This window comes from Paenibacillus sp. Root444D2 (assembly GCF_001426375.1).
Lineage (GTDB): Bacteria > Bacillota > Bacilli > Paenibacillales > NBRC-103111 > Paenibacillus_E.
In genome coordinates this window covers 857861-875381 of sequence record NZ_LMEO01000050.1, presented here as the reverse complement: position 1 = coordinate 875381, position 17521 = coordinate 857861, and the positions used below count along the sequence as shown (strand labels likewise).

The following is a 17521-nucleotide window of genomic DNA, read 5'->3' as shown; positions in this document are numbered from 1 at the left end:
GTGGTCTGGGTTTTATTTAAACAATATCAGCAAGGGCTTTGTCTACGAAAGAAAACTTAAACGTAAAGCCATGCTCTATTAATACGCGAGGGAGCACCTTCTGACCTTCCAAAAGCAGTGTAGATAACTCACCGAACATCATTTTTAAAATAAAAGCAGGAAGCGGGAATAGATTTGGTCTTCGCATCGCTTTCCCAAGTGCCMGTCCAAACTCTCTATTCGTTACAGGATTCGGTGCTGTCGCATTAACAGGACCTATAATCGCTTCGTTTTGAATGCAGAATTCGATAAGCCTCACCATGTCAACGATGTGAATCCAGGAGAGCCATTGCTTACCGCTGCCTATCGGACCGCCAACACCAAGTTTATAAGGCATAGCCATTTTTGGGAATGCGCCTTCCTTGCCGTCTAGCACAAGGCCAACGCGGACTTTTACGATGCGTGTTCCCTGTATCTGATCAGCCGCGCTTTCCCACTGTTCGACTACCCTTGATAAGAAATCGACAGGGCGGTGCGGGCTTCGTTCGTCAAAGGTTTCGGTTTCCGATGTACCGTACACGGACATTCCTGAAGCATTAACGACGACTTTCGGTTTCACTTCCATGCTTTCTACAAGCTGGGCCACTTGCTCAGCCGCCTTTAGCCGAGATCCAACGATTCGTTCTTTGGCCGCAGCTGTCCAACGCTGATTAATCGACTCACCAGCCAAATTCACAATAGCATCCAGCCCTGCGAATGCGCTCGAATCGGTCTTTAGTTGATCCCAAGTGACGGTAAGTACTTGCTCTGCAACAGCTCTGGGTGAACGTGAAATATTGATGACTTCATGACCTTGCTTCTGCAAATGAGAAATCAATCGTTTGCCAATAAATCCGCTGCCACCGGTTACTGCTATTTTCATCCTTCAGCACCTCCTTTCTTTTATTATAGGGCCTATATATAATGTATTCCAACTGGCGTTGTACTTCTCTTTACATTACTGTGTTATATTGGAAATAGGGAGGGATGCCAAATGTTTCGTTTTTTATTCCGAAAATCACCCAAACCGTCCAAGAGTAGTCGCGTAGGGAAATCCAAACCGAGCTTCCGAGCTTCAGATCTACCCCAAGGGCTTGGTTTGCTAGAAAGTATTCCGTTAGAACGTATCGTTACTAAACTGAATAGTGCACTTCCACTAGATTATGTAGAGAGACTCCAATATCGCGTAAAAGCTGCGAATCCTTCCATGTCTGATGACGAGTTTGCCTGTAAATGGTTTGAATTAAAACGATTTTTTCTGATGAATCTCATTTTAAAAAGAACCCCGATGTTTAGCAGCGAAATCGATGAGATTTGGCATGAGATGCTGATGTTTACGAGAGAGTATCAGCGCTTTGGGGATCAATTCGCTGGCGGCGTAATTCATCATTCACCTGAACGCGAACCGAAGCAAATGCCGGGTGAACGTGCATGGTTCGATTGGGTATATGCGCATTTGTTCGAGTTCGCTCCAACGAGTTCGCGGTGCTGGAACGGATTTTTCCGCAATCCGCTGGATGAACAGCGAACAGATTTGCTTCGCAAAGGCAATGAAGATGAAATCGCCGAGCAATGGTTCGATATGGAGCAGGCAAAGCGGTATCCAGAAGTTGCGGAGACGATCCGCAACCTAATTAAGCAGGCGATTCATGAAGCCAGGCATTCAGCGAACAGCCGCAGGTTTGAGGATACAGGCTGGAAGGATTCACTAACAAATCCGAACAACATGGTGTATATGGCAGGAGCCATGATGTTCTTCTCCATTCAGGATAATAATAACTATACAGGCGGGATGAACTCTCAGTGGCCTGTAAATGAACCTAATAAACATAATGACAAGCAGAGCAACTGTTCTTCATCGGGTTGCGGAGGTTCTGGAGGAAGTGGCGATAGTTCTGGAGATCAAGGCGGCGGCAGCAGCTGCAGCTCCGGCTCGGGCTCTTCTTGCTCGTCAGGATCGAGCTGCGGGTCTGGTTGCGGTGGCAGTTAACGTAAACTTTGGAAGCACAAGGAACAAAATGAATATACTCGTTTGCACTCTCCTTGGAGAGTGTTTTTTTGTATGAAACATAGACACATATCGTCATTTTTCGTGTATAATTGGAATTCGGTGTCGATTTCTTTGACCTGCGGTAAATTAAACAGTGATAGGAGTCCCTTCAAATGAATCGGTTACGTGGTTTTCTAAGTTCTTATCATCCCATTGTACATACGTTAATTCTTGGAACTGTTATGGCCAGGGCTGCATCCTCCATGAGTTTGCCTTTTCTCGCGATTTATTTATCCAGGCATACGTCGATGAGTGCGGTGATGATCGGAATTGTCATCGGAATGGGTTCTTTGGCTGGGACCGTAGGCGGTTTTATAGGGGGGACCTTATCGGACCGATTCGGAAGGCGCATTATTATGCTGGCAGCTCTTTTCGGCTGGGCGTTCGTGTTTTTAGGCTTCGGCATGGTTAAATTACCCATCCTGTTTATGCTGCTCAATATGCTGAACGGCTTGTGCCGATCCTTTTATGAGCCCGTGTCGCAGGCGTTGATGGCAGACCTCACAGAACCTGCGAAGAGACTTAAAGTGTTTTCGATGCGGTATATGGCTATCAATGTTGGTGTTGCTGTTGGACCGCTTTTGGGTGCTTTTTTCGCTACGATGAATGGTGCGCTGCCTTTTCTCATTACAGGTATCATTTATTTTATTTATGCGGTTACCCTATACGCACTGCTTATCGCTTTTGGCATCAAGAAAATCGAGGGTGAGAAGAAATCTTCGGTTACCTTTGGTTCTGCTTTGCGAGTAATTCGCAGTGATATGACTTTTCGCTTGTATATCCTTGGCGGTATTATTGGAGCTATCGGTTACTCACAGGTGATGGTGACACTTTCGCAATATTTGGAGATCAACTTTGTAAACGGTGTGAAAATGTTTGCGATCTTAATGAGTGTGAATGCGATCGTGGTTATTGCCATGCAGATTCCGCTTACTCGTTGGGCAGAAAAGTACACGCCTCTTATTGCAATTATAGTTGGCAACTTAATGTTTGCGTTAGGGGATGTCGGCTTTGCCTTTTCTCACTCGCTGGTATGGCTTATTATTTCGATGGGAATTTTCACCCTTGGCGAGATTCTCAATTACCCCGCTGCTAATATGTTGATTGACAAATTAGCTCCCGAGCATATGCGTGGCACGTATTTTGGCGCTCAAACATTAACGAACATAGGCCATTTTATCGGACCTTGGGTAGGTGGGTTCTTGCTCGTTTCTTATGGTGGAAATACGTTGTATGTTCTTATGGCCGTTCTTACGATTACGGGATCCATTTTCTATTGGAGAGGCGCGAATCGTCAAATGTTGCTGAAAAATACGTCGAAAAAAGAAATTTTTTGAAAAATAATGCAAAATTAGTTCTTAGGAACTATTCGATTTAGATACAACTTCCCGTATCCTTGAGAGTATAGTATTTATTATTCGTAACACTCATTCATTCTGTAAGACATCTCGACAAAGGCAAAGCTGGTGAAAGCCAGTGACGCAAAGCTAAAGGGGCTTCCTTGTCCTGCAACCGGACACGCAGCCAGCCAGCCGCCGAACGATTGGGTATCAACATCAGAACCCCTCCGATCGGTTCACTATGGTGGGGTTTTTCTCTGTCATAACAAATTTATGTACAAATAAAAGGAGGATCCAGCAGCATGCAGTCTGAAGGAATACTACAAGAAGAACAAAAAGTGACTTCGCTATGTGGTAATCATGTTGCCCGTTTGGTGCCTTCCTCGGATGGACCAAAGCTCATGATTAATCGGGAAGAATACGCGTTAAATGAAGCTTGTTGGGATGTTGAAATGTTTCATGGGAGAAACAATAGCATCTTGATTTTCTACTGGAAGGGCGAAGTTAAACTTTCTGTAAAAATGCCGCCGATGTCGCAAATTGAGGCATTTTTGACAAGGCTTTATCAATGTTTATCAACCAAATTAAGAACGGTACAGCCTATCTAGGCGTACCGTTTTTTTATTGCCAGTTGAAGGGATTTATAAAGACAAAATCATTGTCACAAATTGACACTAGCTGATATAATGAATGTCAGAGATTTAAGTAGTGCTTAGGAACTATGATTAGGGGGATACATAGCATGAGATTAATCACACGTTCGGATTTTGATGGTTTAGTATGCGCGATGCTTTTCAAAAAGCTAAACATGGTGGATGAAATGAAATTCGTCCATCCCAAAGATATGCAGGACGGTTTGATAGAGGTTTCGGAAAACGATATTTTGGCCAATGTCCCTTATGTAGCGGGTTGTGGCTTGTGGTTCGATCATCATTCCAGTGAACTTGAGCGGATGGGCGAAAAGGTTGAATTCAAAGGGGAAACCCGAATCGCGCCAAGTGCGGCACGTGTTGTTTATGATTACTATGGAGGGCGTGAGACCTTCGGAGACATCGATGATATTATGCGCGGGGTGGATAAAGCGGATTCGGCGCAGTTCAGCAAGGAAGATATTTTGAATCCAAGCGGATGGGATTTATTATCTTTTATCATGGATGCTCGAACGGGTTTAGGGCGTTATCGCGATTATCGGATCAGTAACTATCAATTGATGGAAGACCTTGTGGAGCACTGTGCAACGATGTCCGTTCATGAGATTATGGAATTGCCGGATGTGAAAGAGCGTGTGGCGCGATATTTTGAACTAGATGCCTTATATCGTGATATGCTTCAAACCTATACACGGACGGAAGGCAATGTGATTATTACTGACCTTCGCGATGTGAAAACCATCTATCCAGGGAACCGTTTCATGGTATATGCCCTTTATCCAGAGCAAAATATCTCGATTTGGGTTGTCGATGGCCGAAACAAACAAAACTGCGTCTTTGCTTGTGGACATAGCATTGTGAATCGCTCGTCGAAAACGAATATTGGCAACTTGATGCTTCAAAATGGTGGAGGCGGTCATCATGCAGCTGGTACTTGCCAAGTTGACTATTTGGACGCTGAGGAAGTTTTGAAGAAAATTGTTGAAACGATGAGAACAGACGGATAAAATGAATGAAACGGACCGCAGGACGGGGAGTTCCCGGAATGCGGTTTTTCACGAAATGGGGACAGGGGGGAATGGAGTGGAGTTAGCACAAATTCATCATGTGGCAATTATTAGCTCAAATTATGAGCGATCCAAACACTTCTATGTCGATTTACTTGGATTAACGGTCATACACGAAACGTATCGTGCAGAACGTGACTCCTATAAGTTGGATTTGCGCATCGGTCAGACCGAACAGCAGATCGAGTTGTTTTCATTTCCGAACCCTCCGCTGCGAGTTAACCAGCCTGAGGCAAGGGGTCTTAGGCATTTGGCTTTTGTCGTTCTGAATATGGACGAAAGCGTTAAAGAACTTGAAAGCAAGGGGATTGCGGTAGAACCGGTACGGGTTGATCCCATTACTGGTGACCGCTATACTTTCTTTGCAGATCCGGATGGACTGCCCTTGGAGTTGGTGGAACATGCAAAATGATCGCCAAGAAAGGACAGAACAGGAGCCGAAGCTGCGGTTTGCCAAGGGCTGCCTATGGAGTATTCTTGTGTCCATTCCCATATGGGCGTTATTGATTTGGTTTTTGTTTATAAAATAAAATCCCTCACTAGCTTGGTCTGACCGCTGCATGCATGCAGTTAGGTCGGATGAGCGGATGAGGGATTTTTATTTTATTTGTCTGATTGTCTGCGCGGAGGTAAGGGTCCTAGATATTGGAACAGGTTACACTCGATCCGTCCATTAAATAGTTTGCGCTTCTTATCTGCGCGGCGGTTCATATAGTGCTCGAGCTGTGTGCTCGGGCTTAGGATGAACATGCTCCATGACGGCATGGGAGCGGTGAGTGCTCCGAGCTGGCGCAGCGCCACCTCAACATCTTGCGCTTCACCAAGCCGCTCTCCATAGGGAGGGTTGGTGATCAAGCAGCCATAGTCGCCGCGCGGGCGGGCTTTGGCTACTGGTTCCACGAGCAGCTTGAACTGCTTCGTCAAGCCAGCGGCCTTCGCGGCAGCCTCTGCCACTTCGATGGCAGAGGGATCAATGTCACTGCCGATGATGTTCAGCGGAACATCATCTTTAACCGCGTCGAAGGCCTCGTCGCGAGCCTTGTCCCACAGCTTGCGGGGGATATTGCCCCACGCCTCGCTAGGGAAGCTGCGCCGCAGTCCTGGCGCGATATTCCATCCGATCATAGCAGCCTCGATCGGAATCGTTCCAGACCCGCAGAACGGGTCGTAGAGCGGTCTGTCGACCTTCCAGCGGCTCAGGAGGATCATCGCAGCCGCCATGGTCTCCTTGAGCGGAGCTTCGGTCACGAGCTTGCGGTAGCCGCGCTTGTGCAGGCTGGCGCCGGTCGTGTCGATCGTTAGCGTTGCGATATCGTTCAGGAGTGCGACTTCGATCACGTAGCGTGCCCCGTTCTCAGGGAACCACTCCGTTCCGTAGCGAAGCTTCAGCTTCTCCACGACGGCTTTCTTCACGATGCCTTGGCAAGCGGGAACGCTAGATAATTGTGACTTATGGGAACGCCCTTCCACAGGGAATTCGGCATCGTTCGGAATCCAGTCCGGCCAAGCAAGCGCTTTGGTACCTTCGAAAAGCTCATCGAAAGTGAGGGCCTTAAATTGGCCCATGTGTACCAAGATGCGATCGGCGGTTCTGAGCCAAAGATTGGTGCGGCAGATGGCCAGCTCGTCGCCGAGAAAACGGACACGCCCATTCTCGACAGTCACCTCGTTGTAGCCAAGATCACGGATTTCACGAGCAACGATGGCCTCAAGTCCCATTGGGCAAGTTGCGATTAGTTCAATTTGTTGTGGCATGTTTAGATTCCTTCCATCCGGGTTGTGCATCGCTCATAAAACTCATACAATTAACAAGTATAGGACAAATAGGTTACACTTACAAACGAAACAACGCAAAGTGGATGCTTTGATGCTTTTCTAAGGAGGATAAAACATGGAAACCATAACAGCTGAGAGCTATATGGAGGGTTTATACGAAGAAGATAAAGTTCTAGAGCGGGTTAAGGAAATCATACGCACCCAGAATATGCCGGAAATATCGATTGCACCTGGGTACGGCAGATTGCTTACTATGCTGGTCACGATGATTGGCGCAACGAAGGTATTGGAAATAGGTGCTTTGGGCGGTTATAGCGGGATTTGTTTGGCGAGAGGCTTAAGAGAAGGCGGCAAGCTGATTTCCCTCGAGTTAAAACAAGAATTTGCTGATGTAGCCAAGCAAAATGTGACCGAAGCGGGCCTTGGCCAGCTCGTTGAGTACCGGATTGGCGAAGCACTCATTCATCTGAATGAGCTTCTGGAGCAGGGAGAGCGGTTTGATTTCTTTTTTATTGATGCGGACAAGGTGAATTATCCAAATTATTTGGAGCTGGCAATTAAACTGGCAAACCCTGGAGCCATTATTGCAGGGGATAACACGCTAATGCGAGGAAAAGTCGTCGACGCGAACCAAACCAAAGCCTCGGTTCAGGCGATGCGTACTTTTAACCAGCTGATCGCTACGGATCCGCGTTTGGAAAGTACCATTCTCCCGGCCTATGATGGCTTGGCTTTAGCACGAGTGAAGTAACACCGAGTCTGTCGTTTGATTCATTATGCCTCCTCACTATGTTATTTCGTGAGGGTAGATGGGGCTTTAAAGGTTACCATTGTTGTATTTTCTACAACAATTCACACGCTTCAAGGCTACTTTGCAACTTGAAGTTGCAGTCTGCACATCATTTCGAGCTCATTTGTTGCGAAATGGCCTGTATAGGACCAAATTGTTGTACATGATGCAACAACGAAGGGAGTACGGCGAGATTTAGGCAGCAATTGTTGTACTTTCTACAACATCATTCAATCGCGAATATTAATTCATTCATTCGGAACCTCAAAGAGAGCATAAATGACGGGGGATTTCGATTTAAGACATATCCATGTAGATTGACGCACGGCGTATAATCTCTATAACTTCTCTTTGTACGCAATAAGGGCTGTCCCAAAAGTGCTCGTTTGCTCGAGCATGTCCGAAATTTAAACAAAAGCACCTCCAATTCCACTACTAAAGTGGGAGATGGAGGTGCTTTTTACATATGAAGCTGATTCTAAGTGGGGCTCAAAAATCATAAATTGACTTCTGGGACAGCTCCTCTTCATTGACATATAAAAATGATATATTTTGTGGTTTGAGGTAATCGAAGCTAATCCCTTATTTAACTTTAAGATGCTTTCTGATTTGATATATGGAAGTTAGACTCGCTTAATTTGCCAGGAGTAATTGGTTTTATTTGCGTTAACGGAGGCACCGATTGTGATGTGGTACTAGGGTGAGTGACTTCTTGCTTCTTGAAAGAAATAGCACTGATGCCGTTCCAATAGATAAATAATAACTCTGCACATACGACGATCAAAACAATTTTACGCCAGTTCAGCCTCATGGATGGCATCCTCACTTTCAATGATACGCCTATATTATCATATTGTGGAAGAAATTCCCATGATTATTTCTCACTCTTCATTTATGAACCAGTCCTGTAGTAATCTCTAGTTCATATCGTTGACTTTCCGGCATTTGCGCGTCGTAAGCCAAGCGAACAGCACGTTCAATATCATAAGGAACGCGTACGAATTGAATCGCAAATCCAGCTTGCACATTGTCGTCGGTTTCCCCTTCCAAAACGCAGTAGCAGGCTTGCGGTATGCCGTCATAGGGCGTTCCTACACTACCAACATTGAAGAGCATCAGACCGCTGCTTGCGTGCTTCACAGAGCGTTTCTCCGATGGGTTTTTGATCGTTATAAGATAGGGAATATGAATGTCTCCGTAGCCGACGATATCAGGCTGTTTCCCATCCGGCGACGCACCTGTCAGCTCCGTATTTTGAAACATTGCAAGACGTTCTTGTTTAGATGCTTTACGTTTCACTCTATGATAGACACTTTGCGCAGAAGCGTGGAACAGTCGGAACAATTTGCCGCTTACATTCAAATCAACGGAGAAAGGCAGCTGTTCCAGATAAGCAAGCCTATCCTCACCAAGCTGGTGCTGATGCCACAATCCGGCTGGCTGTTCCTGTGGAAGGGTAATCCCCAAATCCCAGTTTCCTTGAACAACGGATTCACATACCTCCTTGATACGGTCAACGACAGCAGCGGAATCAGGCCCTTTACCTACTAGGTCGCCCAAACATATAATGCGTTTAATGCCTCGGCGTTCAATATCTAAAAGCACAGCTTCCAGTGCGGGCAAATTACCATGAATATCCGATATGATTGCGATTTTCTCCAACGTTTTCGTTCCCTTTCTCTGATAAACTCAAATGAACTTAATTATGTTTCAGTTATACCACAAGGATTATGAATCTGAAAATGAGAGTCTCTTACTATTACCCAATGAGGGTTTCTTCTGCTATAATTTGTAGGGGGAAAGGGGAATGTTTTGATTGGAATCCAGACAAGATCGTCACCGTAAACCGAAAAAAGAACGCTCTACGAGCAAGAAGACCCCGCTTAAGGTAATTGGGGGACTCACGCTTGCCGCAGCAGCCTGTTTTGCTATTGGCATAGGCGCTTCCTATTGGACATCGAACAGTAAATCAGCAGAAGAGCAAGATTCAGCATCCTCACCAGTGGCTAGTGTTTCGCCTGTTCCAACCAAACCAACGAATACAGCGAGCAGTGCTAGCACAGCTAGTGCGAAGCCTAGCCCAGAGTCTACGGTAAAAGCCGTTATCCCGACTCCTCCTCCTATCGCATCGAGTGAGCCCACGAGCAGTGGCGGGCAAGTGAAGTTAACTTTTGTGGGTGATGTGTTGATGGCCTCCAAAGTGGAAGATATTTTAAAGCAAAAAGGCTATGATTACCCTTATACGAATGTAAAAGACTTTCTGAGCAAGCCCGATTATACGATTGCTAATTTAGAAACACCCATAACAACTAGAGGCACAGTTCAAAATAAGGATTACGTCTACCGTTCTTCACCGATGGCGTTGCCTGCCCTGAAAGCTTCTGGGATTGATCTCGTTAATCTAGCGAATAACCACGTGATGGATTATGGGACAGAAGGTTTGCTGGACACGATGGATGCCCTAGATCAAGAGGGCGTTAAGCGAGTTGGAGCGGGCAAAGATTTGGAAGAAGCTTACCAACCAGTCATCGTGGAAAAAGCGGGGGTGAAGATTGCCTTCTTCGGCTTCAGCCGTGTCGTTCCAGAGGCTTCATGGAAAGCAGGTCCTGGCCATGCCGGCGTAGCTGAAACGTATAGCTACAAGCTGCCGGTCGAAGCCATTCAGAAAGCAAAAGAAAGTGCTGATCTGGTCGTTGTCGTTACCCATTGGGGAGTGGAAAGAAGCGATAATCCGGATAAGAATCAGAAAGACCTGGCCCATCGCTACATCGATGCCGGCGCTGATCTCATCGTAGGCGGTCATCCACATGTTTTACAAGGCTTCGAGCAATATAAAGGCAAATGGATTGCTTATAGTCTAGGTAATTTCATTTTTACAACGAATGATACCCCAAAGACATGGGAGACAGTTATTTTAGAGGCTGCGTGTTCAAAAGATAAACAATGCGATATCCACCTTGTGCCAATTTTGACCAAAGCAGCACTGCCGACTCCGATGAGTACGGAAGATGGCGCAAAGCTCTTTCAGCGTTTGAGTAAAATCTCAATTGGCGCTCAAGTGGACGCGCAAGGCAATGTTAGCAAGAAATAAGATGAGGAGCAATCAACATGACAGAAGCTGTTCGCAATATTTACTGTGTAGGTCGCAACTACCGGGCACATGCCGCTGAACTGGGGAATGATGTTCCCGATCAACCTATGATTTTTACCAAGCCGACACATGCACTTGCCCCAATGAATGGGGGAGAATTGATACTTCCTGGTGATCAAGGTGAGATTCACTATGAAGCCGAGCTTATCCTACATATCGCAAAGCCTTATACAGAAGGTATCCAAGTGGATGAAATTGTCGACAAGTATGCACTTGGCATTGACTTCACACTTCGGGATGTTCAGAACGTCATTAAGAAGAAGGGTCAGCCATGGCTGCCTGCCAAAGGCTTTCTGAATTCAGCGCCAATCAGTTCATTCCGACCATTTCCAGGAGCTTCAAAGCTGGCAGAATCGAACTTTCAGCTTCGCCAGAATGGACAAGTTGTGCAGAACGGCAACATCAGTAATATGATCTTCGATCTACAAACCATTATTGATTACATTGCAAAGCATTATGGTTTAGGTGCTGGTGATATCATCTACACAGGTACTCCTGAAGGGGTAGGTCCTGTACATCAAGGTGATCGCTTGGAACTGTTATGGGGAGAAGAAGGATTCGGAGCCGTTACGATTAACATGTAACAGATCAAAGGGCAGTCTCTTAAGGTCATTAGTGACCTGAGAGAACTGCCCTTTATTTTTCCTTGATTAAACTTCTGTTGGATCCTCTAAAGCAGCATCTGAATATTGATCACGAACTCGAAGGATGGCCGGCAATTGCTGAAAAAAAGCATCCACCACTTTGGGGTCAAAATGCTCGCCCTGCTCCTCTTTAAACAAAGTCAAAATGCGATCGAGCTCCCAAGCTTTTTTGTAAACACGCTCACTGCCGAGTGCATCGAATACGTCAGCAATCGCTGTAATTCGGCCATAGATGTGAATGTCCTCGCCCTTGATTCCGCGTGGGTATCCGCGCCCGTTCCATTTCTCATGATGCTCATAAGCGACAACAGCGGCCGTCTTCAGAATATGGCGATTGGAGTTCTTGAGCAAATTATAGCCAATTCGTGTATGGTTCTGCATCAATTTGAATTCTTCATCTGTTAAATTTCCTGGTTTGTTTAAGATACTATCAGGGATAGCCACCTTACCGATATCATGCATGGGCGAAGCCATTTTCAATAATTCAGCTTCTTCTTGACTCATACCTAAGCCTAAGGCTAAGAGATAAGAATATTCCGCTACTCGCTTTACATGATTTCCTGTTTCTTTGGACCTGCTCTCACCAATTTCCCCCATTCGAAAAATAATTTCCTTCTGTGTTTCCTCGATCTCGTTCGTAAGCAAAGCAGATTCTAATGACTTACCCGCGTAGGAGGAAGCTAACGTTAAATATTCCATGTCTTTATCAGAAAATTGTTCACTTGCCGTCAGCTTATTAATGGCTTGGTAAGCACCCATAATTTCACCTTGGCTGTTTCGGAATGGAATAACCAAGAGCGCTTTGGTGCGGTAACCCGTTTGTTGGTCCGTTCGAAGGGCCCCATTCAAGAGATAGGATTTATACTCTTCATTCGAATAAGCGTCATGAATAAATACAGCTTTATCATTCGTTACAGCATAGCCGACAAGACCAGCCGTACTAGGAATGCGAATTTCGTCAAGACCATGAGCTACTTTGGACCATAACTCATTTTTGTTCGTATCAAGCAACCAAACTGTACAGCGATCTGAGACAATCATCTCTCGTCCCATGTCGGCCATCAGCATAAGTACGTTGTCTAGGATTCGTTCGTTCGCAATTTTGGCTGCATAGTCAAAAATAACACGCAGCATTCCTTGAGGATCCAGGTCTTTTTTTAACTGGGACGTTTTATCGAATTGATCGTTCTCCATGTCAGCCTCCTAACATTCACCGAACTAAGTTTATCATAAATTTCATAGAAATTGGTTGCATCTTGTCGAGTTAACCAAAAATTCAGATGAATTTGTCAAACATGACGAAAGGATTGTAAACGTATGACCTCGAATACGACTATGATACAATAAGAGAGATTTTTGAACGGTTTATAAAGGGTATGGAAGAAGAATAGGAGTGCTGCATGTGGAGTGGATTTGGGGTTTAGCGGGTAGCTTAATCATCGCAGGTGCAGCCTATTGGAAGGGATCCTTATCCTTATCGGGTTTGATTGCTGCTGTGCTGCTCGGTACATCGATGTTTGCGCTGGGAAGCTTAGCTTGGTTTGGGACACTTATTGCCTTCTTCGTATCTTCTACCTTATTATCTAAACTCAAGCATCAACGCAAATCCGCAGCAGAAAGCGGTTATGCCAAAGGTGGAAGGCGAGATGCCGGACAAGTTGCTGCAAATGGTGGTCTTGGTTTATTGCTATGTATAGGGAATGCGGTTTGGCCCGATCCAGCTTGGTGGATTGTATTTGTAGGGGTTATGGCAACGGTCAATGCAGACACTTGGGCTACGGAAATAGGCGGAATGAGTGTATCTGCACCGCGTTCAATTATTAACGGCAAGCGTGTTCCGGCTGGTACATCGGGCGGTGTAACGGGATTAGGACTATTAGCTTCATTGCTGGGAGGAGCATTCATTGGTCTGGTTAGTGGGTGGTTCAGTCAGATAGGCGACTCCGGATATCAGGTAGGAACACTTGCAGCGCTAATCATACTAGGTGCTGTTTCTGGCTTGCTTGGTTCTTTGGCTGATTCTTGGCTCGGGGCGACGTTTCAAGTGATGTATCGGTGTAATGTTTGCGGGAAAACCATTGAGAAACAGTTTCATTGCGACCAAAAAGCCACACAGATTCGCGGTATGAGCTGGATGACAAATGATAAGGTCAATGCCGTATCCTCGCTAGTCGGAGGCATTATGTGTTTAGTAATAAGTATTTTGATATTTTAAAATAACTACAAAGCAACCCTGCTGCAATCTGTGCAGTAGGGTTGTTTTTGTATGCTTAATGAACCGTTGAACCGCTGGGTTCGGTTTGGTCTTTATCATGCGCCGGCTGCGGGGGAGCTGGAGGGAACAAGGCATCCTGAAGCTGCTTTTCCAAATGCCGAACTTTACGCTGCAGCTTATACTGACGTACCATTCCGAAGAGGCCGACAATCAGACCGCCTAACAAGGTGGATGTTAAAATGACAAGGATCAAGGGGGTGGATGTCTGAGCAAACATGAAATTTACTTGAACCGGTTCGACATTAATGACGGCAAAGATAGCCGTTATGAGAGCGAATACTAAAGCAGATATGAGAATCCATTGCATCTTCATCCATCATTCATCCTTTCACCTGAGAAAAGGTTGGAGGCGTACGCCTCCAACCTTTATCAGAACAATTACTTAGTTAACTCTTCCATTTGATCAAGTAGGGAGCTGAAGACACTCATTGCTTGCTTGATTGGTTCTGGTGTGGACATGTCTACACCGGCCTTTTTCAAGATGTTCAGCGAGTAGTCGCTGCCGCCGCTTTTTAAGAAGCCCAAATAACGGTCTACGGCTGGCTGGCCTTCATCCAGAATTTGTTTCGCAAAGCTGGTTGCTGCCGAGAAGCCCGTTGCATATTTGTACACATAGAAACTGTTGTAGAAGTGAGGAATTCGAGCCCATTCCATCTCGATATCCTGATCCACGACCATGGCATTCCCGTGATACAGTTTATTCAAGCCATAGTAGATTTCGCTGAATTCCTGCGGTGTCAGGGAATCTCCACTTTCTGATCTTTCATGCGTAATCATTTCGAATTCGGCAAACATCGTCTGACGGAATACTGTTGTCCGGAACTGATCCGCGTAGTAAGTAAGCAGATATAGTTTTTCTTTCGGATCCGTTACGCGTTTCAATAAATAGTCCATGAGCAGTGCCTCATTAAGCGTAGAAGCGACTTCTGCAAGGAAAATCGTATACTGCGCATAGCGGTACTCTTGGTTCTCATCAGACAAATACGAATGAATGGCGTGACCCATTTCGTGTGTCAATGTGAACATACTGTTCAAGTTGTCCTTATGATTCAGAAGCACGTAAGGATGTGTGCCATAAGCACCCCAGCTATAAGCGCCGTTTCGCTTATTTTTGTTCTCATATACATCAATCCAGTGGTTATCAAAGCCGTCTTGAAGAATTTTTAAGTAGTTTTCACCCAATGGGGCTAAGCTTTTCTTGATTTCTTCTTTGGCTTGCTGGTAGGTGATGTCCATCTTGAACTCTTCAACCAGCGGGGCAAAAAGGTCGTACATATGTAATTCATCGACTTTAAGCAGCTTCTTGCGTAGCTTCAGATAACGCTGCAGCTGCGGCAAAGAATCGTGAATCGTGGAAATTAAGTTCGTATACACTTCTTTCTTGATATTGTCCCCAAACAGGGTTGATTCAAGAACGGAAGGGTAGTGACGAGCCTTAGCATAGAAGATATTCTTGTTAATATTCGCGCTAAGCGTTGCGCCGATTGTATTTTTATTGTTGCGATAAGTTTCGTAGACAGCATGGAAGGCGTTTTTTCGAACTTCGGCGTTGCGGCTCTCTAGGAATTGAATGTAGCTCCCATGAGTAAGTTCGACTTCTTCGCCTTTTTCGTTCTTAATTTTTGGGAATTTCAAGTCGGCATTGTTGAGCATACCGAAGATGGTGCTCGGCGCTCCGGCCATGTTACCCGCTTGAGCAAGCAGGGCTTCTTGATCCTTGGATAGCGTATGCGGCTTCTGGCGAATCATTTCTTCGAGTGTGTCCTTGTAGAAAGATAAAGAAGGATCTTCCACCAGCTGCTTAAGCTTTTCATCCGATAAACTAAGAATTTCTGGTGAAACAAAGGAGAGTGCTTCTCCTACTTCGACACTAATTTTTTTTGCTTTATCAGATAAGGCCTGGTAGGTTGGTTCTGCTGTATCTTCATGGTGCTTCATGTTGGCATAAACATACAGTCTTTCTGTTTTCACAGAGACTTCATCTTCCAACTGGAAACACTGCTTTACCGTAGCGGGATCGCTTAGTTTTCCTTGGAAGGCGCTGATTTTGCCAAGCGAGTTTTTCACATTCTGAAATTCCTGTTCCCAAGCCTTCTGATCGGCAAATAAATCCTCTAGATTCCATCGGTGCTCGGCCGGTACTTGCTTGCGTTCCAATATTTGAGTCATCGGAGCCCTCCTGTCCTTGTTTTGAGATTGGGGTAATCGGTTATCTTTGGCATGTAATTCGGCTGCTGGGATCGAGCTTAGAAGAAGTCCCATTGCCGCAGTCACATAGATCCAGCGCATTACGGTCACGCTCCCGGCGTATTCCCACATGGGATGTGCTTGATAAAATCCCATAACATGGTTTTCACCTAGTATGACCGTTAACCCATTCATTTATGATTATATGAAAAAGCTGGAAGGAAGTAAATTTACTTTCCGGCTCCAAAGAAGCTAATTAAGATGAGTACAAACGATAACGAGACCATGACAATCGCCAGCAATGCTAGGTAGCGTTTCATTTGTGCCGGAAGGCTGTCTTTTTTCATAATCAAAATGATGGCTAGGCAGAAGGATACGAGTACAAATGTAATAATAGATCCGGAATTGTTCATTGTTGAATCATCCTTATCCCTATAGAGTATGACGCTTGCTAACTAACGCATGATAGTAACTTTCGCTGTGCGAATCAAAACTCCTTTTTCAGCCAGCATGCTGCATCGTTTCATCCGGATTTTCATCATCCTCCGCTTTGACCAGTATGAACTTGCCGCGAGAATCCATTTTGACGGTAAAACGATCTTCAGCAGCAATCTGTGCTTCATCGCTTAATTCCTTAGGAAGTGTAAGCTGACCGCTGTCCCCAACTTCGACCTGGTAACCAATCATTTTCGACCATTTGCCTGCTGCAAGAACAACTACGATGAGTAAACCAATGAACAGCCATTTGCCAAGCGGATTTGAGTTGAAGTAAGGGGCAAGGAACTTCTCGCCAGTAATCATTTTACCAGCTGTTAATACGAGAACTCCTGCACCGATGTATAGGATCGACGGATACTTCTCAATCCATTTGATGAACAGCGTACTGCCCCAAACAACTATAGGCACACTTACCAGAAGCCCTATAATGACGAGTATGAAGTTACCGTGAGCAGCGCCAGCTACAGCAATGACATTATCGAGACCCATCACGGCATCAGCCACGATAATCGTTCGAATGGCAGCCCAGATGCCGTCTTTGGCCTTAATGTCTCCGTGATTCTTCTTTTCACTAAGCAGTTTATACGAAATCCAGAGGAGAAGAATACCGCCAGCCAGTAGAAGACCAGGAATTTTCAGAAGAGTAACAACAGCCATTGTTGCTAGAGCACGAATGACGATGGCGCCAATCGTACCCAGGAGGATGACTTGTTTTTGTGTTTCTTTTTTCAAATTACGAGCAGCCATACCGATAACGATCGCGTTATCTCCCGCAAGTACCAGATCAATGAGAATAATGCTGAGCAGTGAGACGAAGAAACCTGTTGATAACCAATCCATGAGCGAACACTCCCTTTAGCCGATTTTTGAAAAAAATAGAGCCTAGCACCGGTGACCGGTGAAGGCTCTAATTCATCAAAAAAGACCTTCACCAATAAACATGGCAAAGGTCTTGCTAACAACGATTGTCGTTGCCAATAAAGCCGGGACCTGATGAGGATCCGAATTGACGACTTTACTGTATCAGCTACTCCCCTTTGGAGTAAAACGTATGAACTTATAAGTTAATTATAAG

17 protein-coding genes, 1 pseudogene and 1 riboswitch are annotated in these 17521 nt (G+C 45.4%); of the genes and pseudogenes, 9 read left to right on the top strand and 9 right to left on the bottom strand.

All coding sequences use genetic code 11. The annotated features are described in order from the left end of the window. Positions 1 to 16 precede the first annotated feature (16 nt). Positions 17 to 901 carry a TIGR01777 family oxidoreductase gene (locus tag ASD40_RS31290; protein WP_057307014.1) on the bottom strand — a complete coding sequence of 295 codons (885 nt, stop codon included), beginning with the start codon at positions 899 to 901 and terminating at the stop codon, positions 17 to 19. A gap of 111 nt (positions 902 to 1012) precedes the next feature. Here ASD40_RS31290 and ASD40_RS31285 point away from each other — a divergent pair, with 111 nt between their 5' ends. The 5 genes from ASD40_RS31285 (at position 1013) to gloA2 (ending at position 5537) form a co-directional block, all read left to right on the top strand. After that, positions 1013 to 2008, top strand: coding sequence for a hypothetical protein (locus ASD40_RS31285; RefSeq protein WP_057307013.1), 996 nt, complete (start codon positions 1013 to 1015; stop codon positions 2006 to 2008). Positions 2009 to 2181: 173 nt separating this feature from the next. Further along, complete coding sequence (locus ASD40_RS31280; protein ID WP_057307012.1) at positions 2182 to 3405, top strand: MDR family MFS transporter; 1224 nt, start codon at positions 2182 to 2184, stop codon at positions 3403 to 3405. Positions 3406 to 3514: 109 nt separating this feature from the next. Further along, a riboswitch (cyclic di-GMP riboswitch) is annotated at positions 3515 to 3608 on the top strand. 102 nt (positions 3609 to 3710) lie between these two features. Next, positions 3711 to 4016: a hypothetical protein gene (locus ASD40_RS31275; protein ID WP_057307011.1), complete on the top strand. Its 306-nt coding sequence runs from the start codon at positions 3711 to 3713 to the stop codon at positions 4014 to 4016. Between the two features lie 134 nt (positions 4017 to 4150). Then, positions 4151 to 5065 (top strand): hypothetical protein, encoded by a 915-nt coding sequence (locus tag ASD40_RS31270; protein ID WP_057307010.1) that lies wholly within the window; start codon positions 4151 to 4153, stop codon positions 5063 to 5065. A 76-nt stretch (positions 5066 to 5141) separates the two neighbouring features. Next, the gene (gloA2, locus tag ASD40_RS31265) at positions 5142 to 5537 is read left to right on the top strand and encodes an SMU1112c/YaeR family gloxylase I-like metalloprotein (RefSeq protein WP_057307112.1); all 396 of its coding nucleotides are present in this window, start codon (positions 5142 to 5144) and stop codon (positions 5535 to 5537) included. A gap of 191 nt (positions 5538 to 5728) precedes the next feature. Here gloA2 and ASD40_RS31260 read toward each other — a convergent pair whose 3' ends face one another. Further along, the gene (locus ASD40_RS31260) at positions 5729 to 6880 is read right to left on the bottom strand and encodes a THUMP domain-containing class I SAM-dependent RNA methyltransferase (RefSeq protein WP_057307009.1); all 1152 of its coding nucleotides are present in this window, start codon (positions 6878 to 6880) and stop codon (positions 5729 to 5731) included. A gap of 136 nt (positions 6881 to 7016) precedes the next feature. Between ASD40_RS31260 and ASD40_RS31255 the strand changes: the two genes are divergently transcribed. Next, the gene (locus tag ASD40_RS31255; RefSeq protein ID WP_057307008.1) at positions 7017 to 7652 is read left to right on the top strand and encodes an O-methyltransferase; all 636 of its coding nucleotides are present in this window, start codon (positions 7017 to 7019) and stop codon (positions 7650 to 7652) included. 631 nt (positions 7653 to 8283) lie between these two features. On the opposite strand, the gene ASD40_RS37610 is transcribed toward ASD40_RS31255, so the two are convergent. Beyond that, positions 8284 to 8502 (bottom strand): hypothetical protein, encoded by a 219-nt coding sequence (locus tag ASD40_RS37610; protein ID WP_156390248.1) that lies wholly within the window; start codon positions 8500 to 8502, stop codon positions 8284 to 8286. 77 nt (positions 8503 to 8579) lie between these two features. Next, positions 8580 to 9353 (bottom strand): metallophosphoesterase family protein, encoded by a 774-nt coding sequence (locus ASD40_RS31250; protein ID WP_057307007.1) that lies wholly within the window; start codon positions 9351 to 9353, stop codon positions 8580 to 8582. Positions 9354 to 9507: 154 nt separating this feature from the next. Here ASD40_RS31250 and ASD40_RS31245 point away from each other — a divergent pair, with 154 nt between their 5' ends. Together ASD40_RS31245 and ASD40_RS31240 are read left to right on the top strand one after the other, a co-directional pair. Next, a complete protein-coding gene (locus ASD40_RS31245; RefSeq protein WP_057307006.1) occupies positions 9508 to 10782 on the top strand; it encodes a CapA family protein in 1275 nt (424 codons plus the stop codon). Between the two features lie 17 nt (positions 10783 to 10799). Beyond that, positions 10800 to 11426, top strand: a complete 627-nt coding sequence (locus tag ASD40_RS31240; RefSeq protein ID WP_057307005.1) for a fumarylacetoacetate hydrolase family protein — start codon at positions 10800 to 10802, stop codon at positions 11424 to 11426. Positions 11427 to 11492: 66 nt separating this feature from the next. On the opposite strand, the gene ASD40_RS31235 is transcribed toward ASD40_RS31240, so the two are convergent. After that, positions 11493 to 12680: an HD domain-containing phosphohydrolase gene (locus ASD40_RS31235; protein ID WP_057307004.1), complete on the bottom strand. Its 1188-nt coding sequence runs from the start codon at positions 12678 to 12680 to the stop codon at positions 11493 to 11495. Positions 12681 to 12888: 208 nt separating this feature from the next. Here ASD40_RS31235 and ASD40_RS31230 point away from each other — a divergent pair, with 208 nt between their 5' ends. Next, complete coding sequence (locus ASD40_RS31230) at positions 12889 to 13701, top strand: DUF92 domain-containing protein (protein ID WP_057307003.1); 813 nt, start codon at positions 12889 to 12891, stop codon at positions 13699 to 13701. Between the two features lie 55 nt (positions 13702 to 13756). On the opposite strand, the gene ASD40_RS31225 is transcribed toward ASD40_RS31230, so the two are convergent. The 4 genes and pseudogenes from ASD40_RS31225 to ASD40_RS31210 all read right to left on the bottom strand — a co-directional run. Continuing rightward, positions 13757 to 14074, bottom strand: a complete 318-nt coding sequence (locus ASD40_RS31225) for a LapA family protein (RefSeq protein WP_057307002.1) — start codon at positions 14072 to 14074, stop codon at positions 13757 to 13759. A gap of 65 nt (positions 14075 to 14139) precedes the next feature. Continuing rightward, positions 14140 to 15930, bottom strand: coding sequence for an oligoendopeptidase F (gene pepF / locus ASD40_RS31220; protein WP_057307001.1), 1791 nt, complete (start codon positions 15928 to 15930; stop codon positions 14140 to 14142). A gap of 248 nt (positions 15931 to 16178) precedes the next feature. Then, positions 16179 to 16361 carry a hypothetical protein gene (locus ASD40_RS31215; protein ID WP_057307000.1) on the bottom strand — a complete coding sequence of 61 codons (183 nt, stop codon included), beginning with the start codon at positions 16359 to 16361 and terminating at the stop codon, positions 16179 to 16181. 283 nt (positions 16362 to 16644) lie between these two features. Further along, positions 16645 to 17286 (bottom strand): annotated as a pseudogene (locus ASD40_RS31210) (TerC family protein); the annotation flags it as partial. Positions 17287 to 17521: the final 235 nt, after the last annotated feature.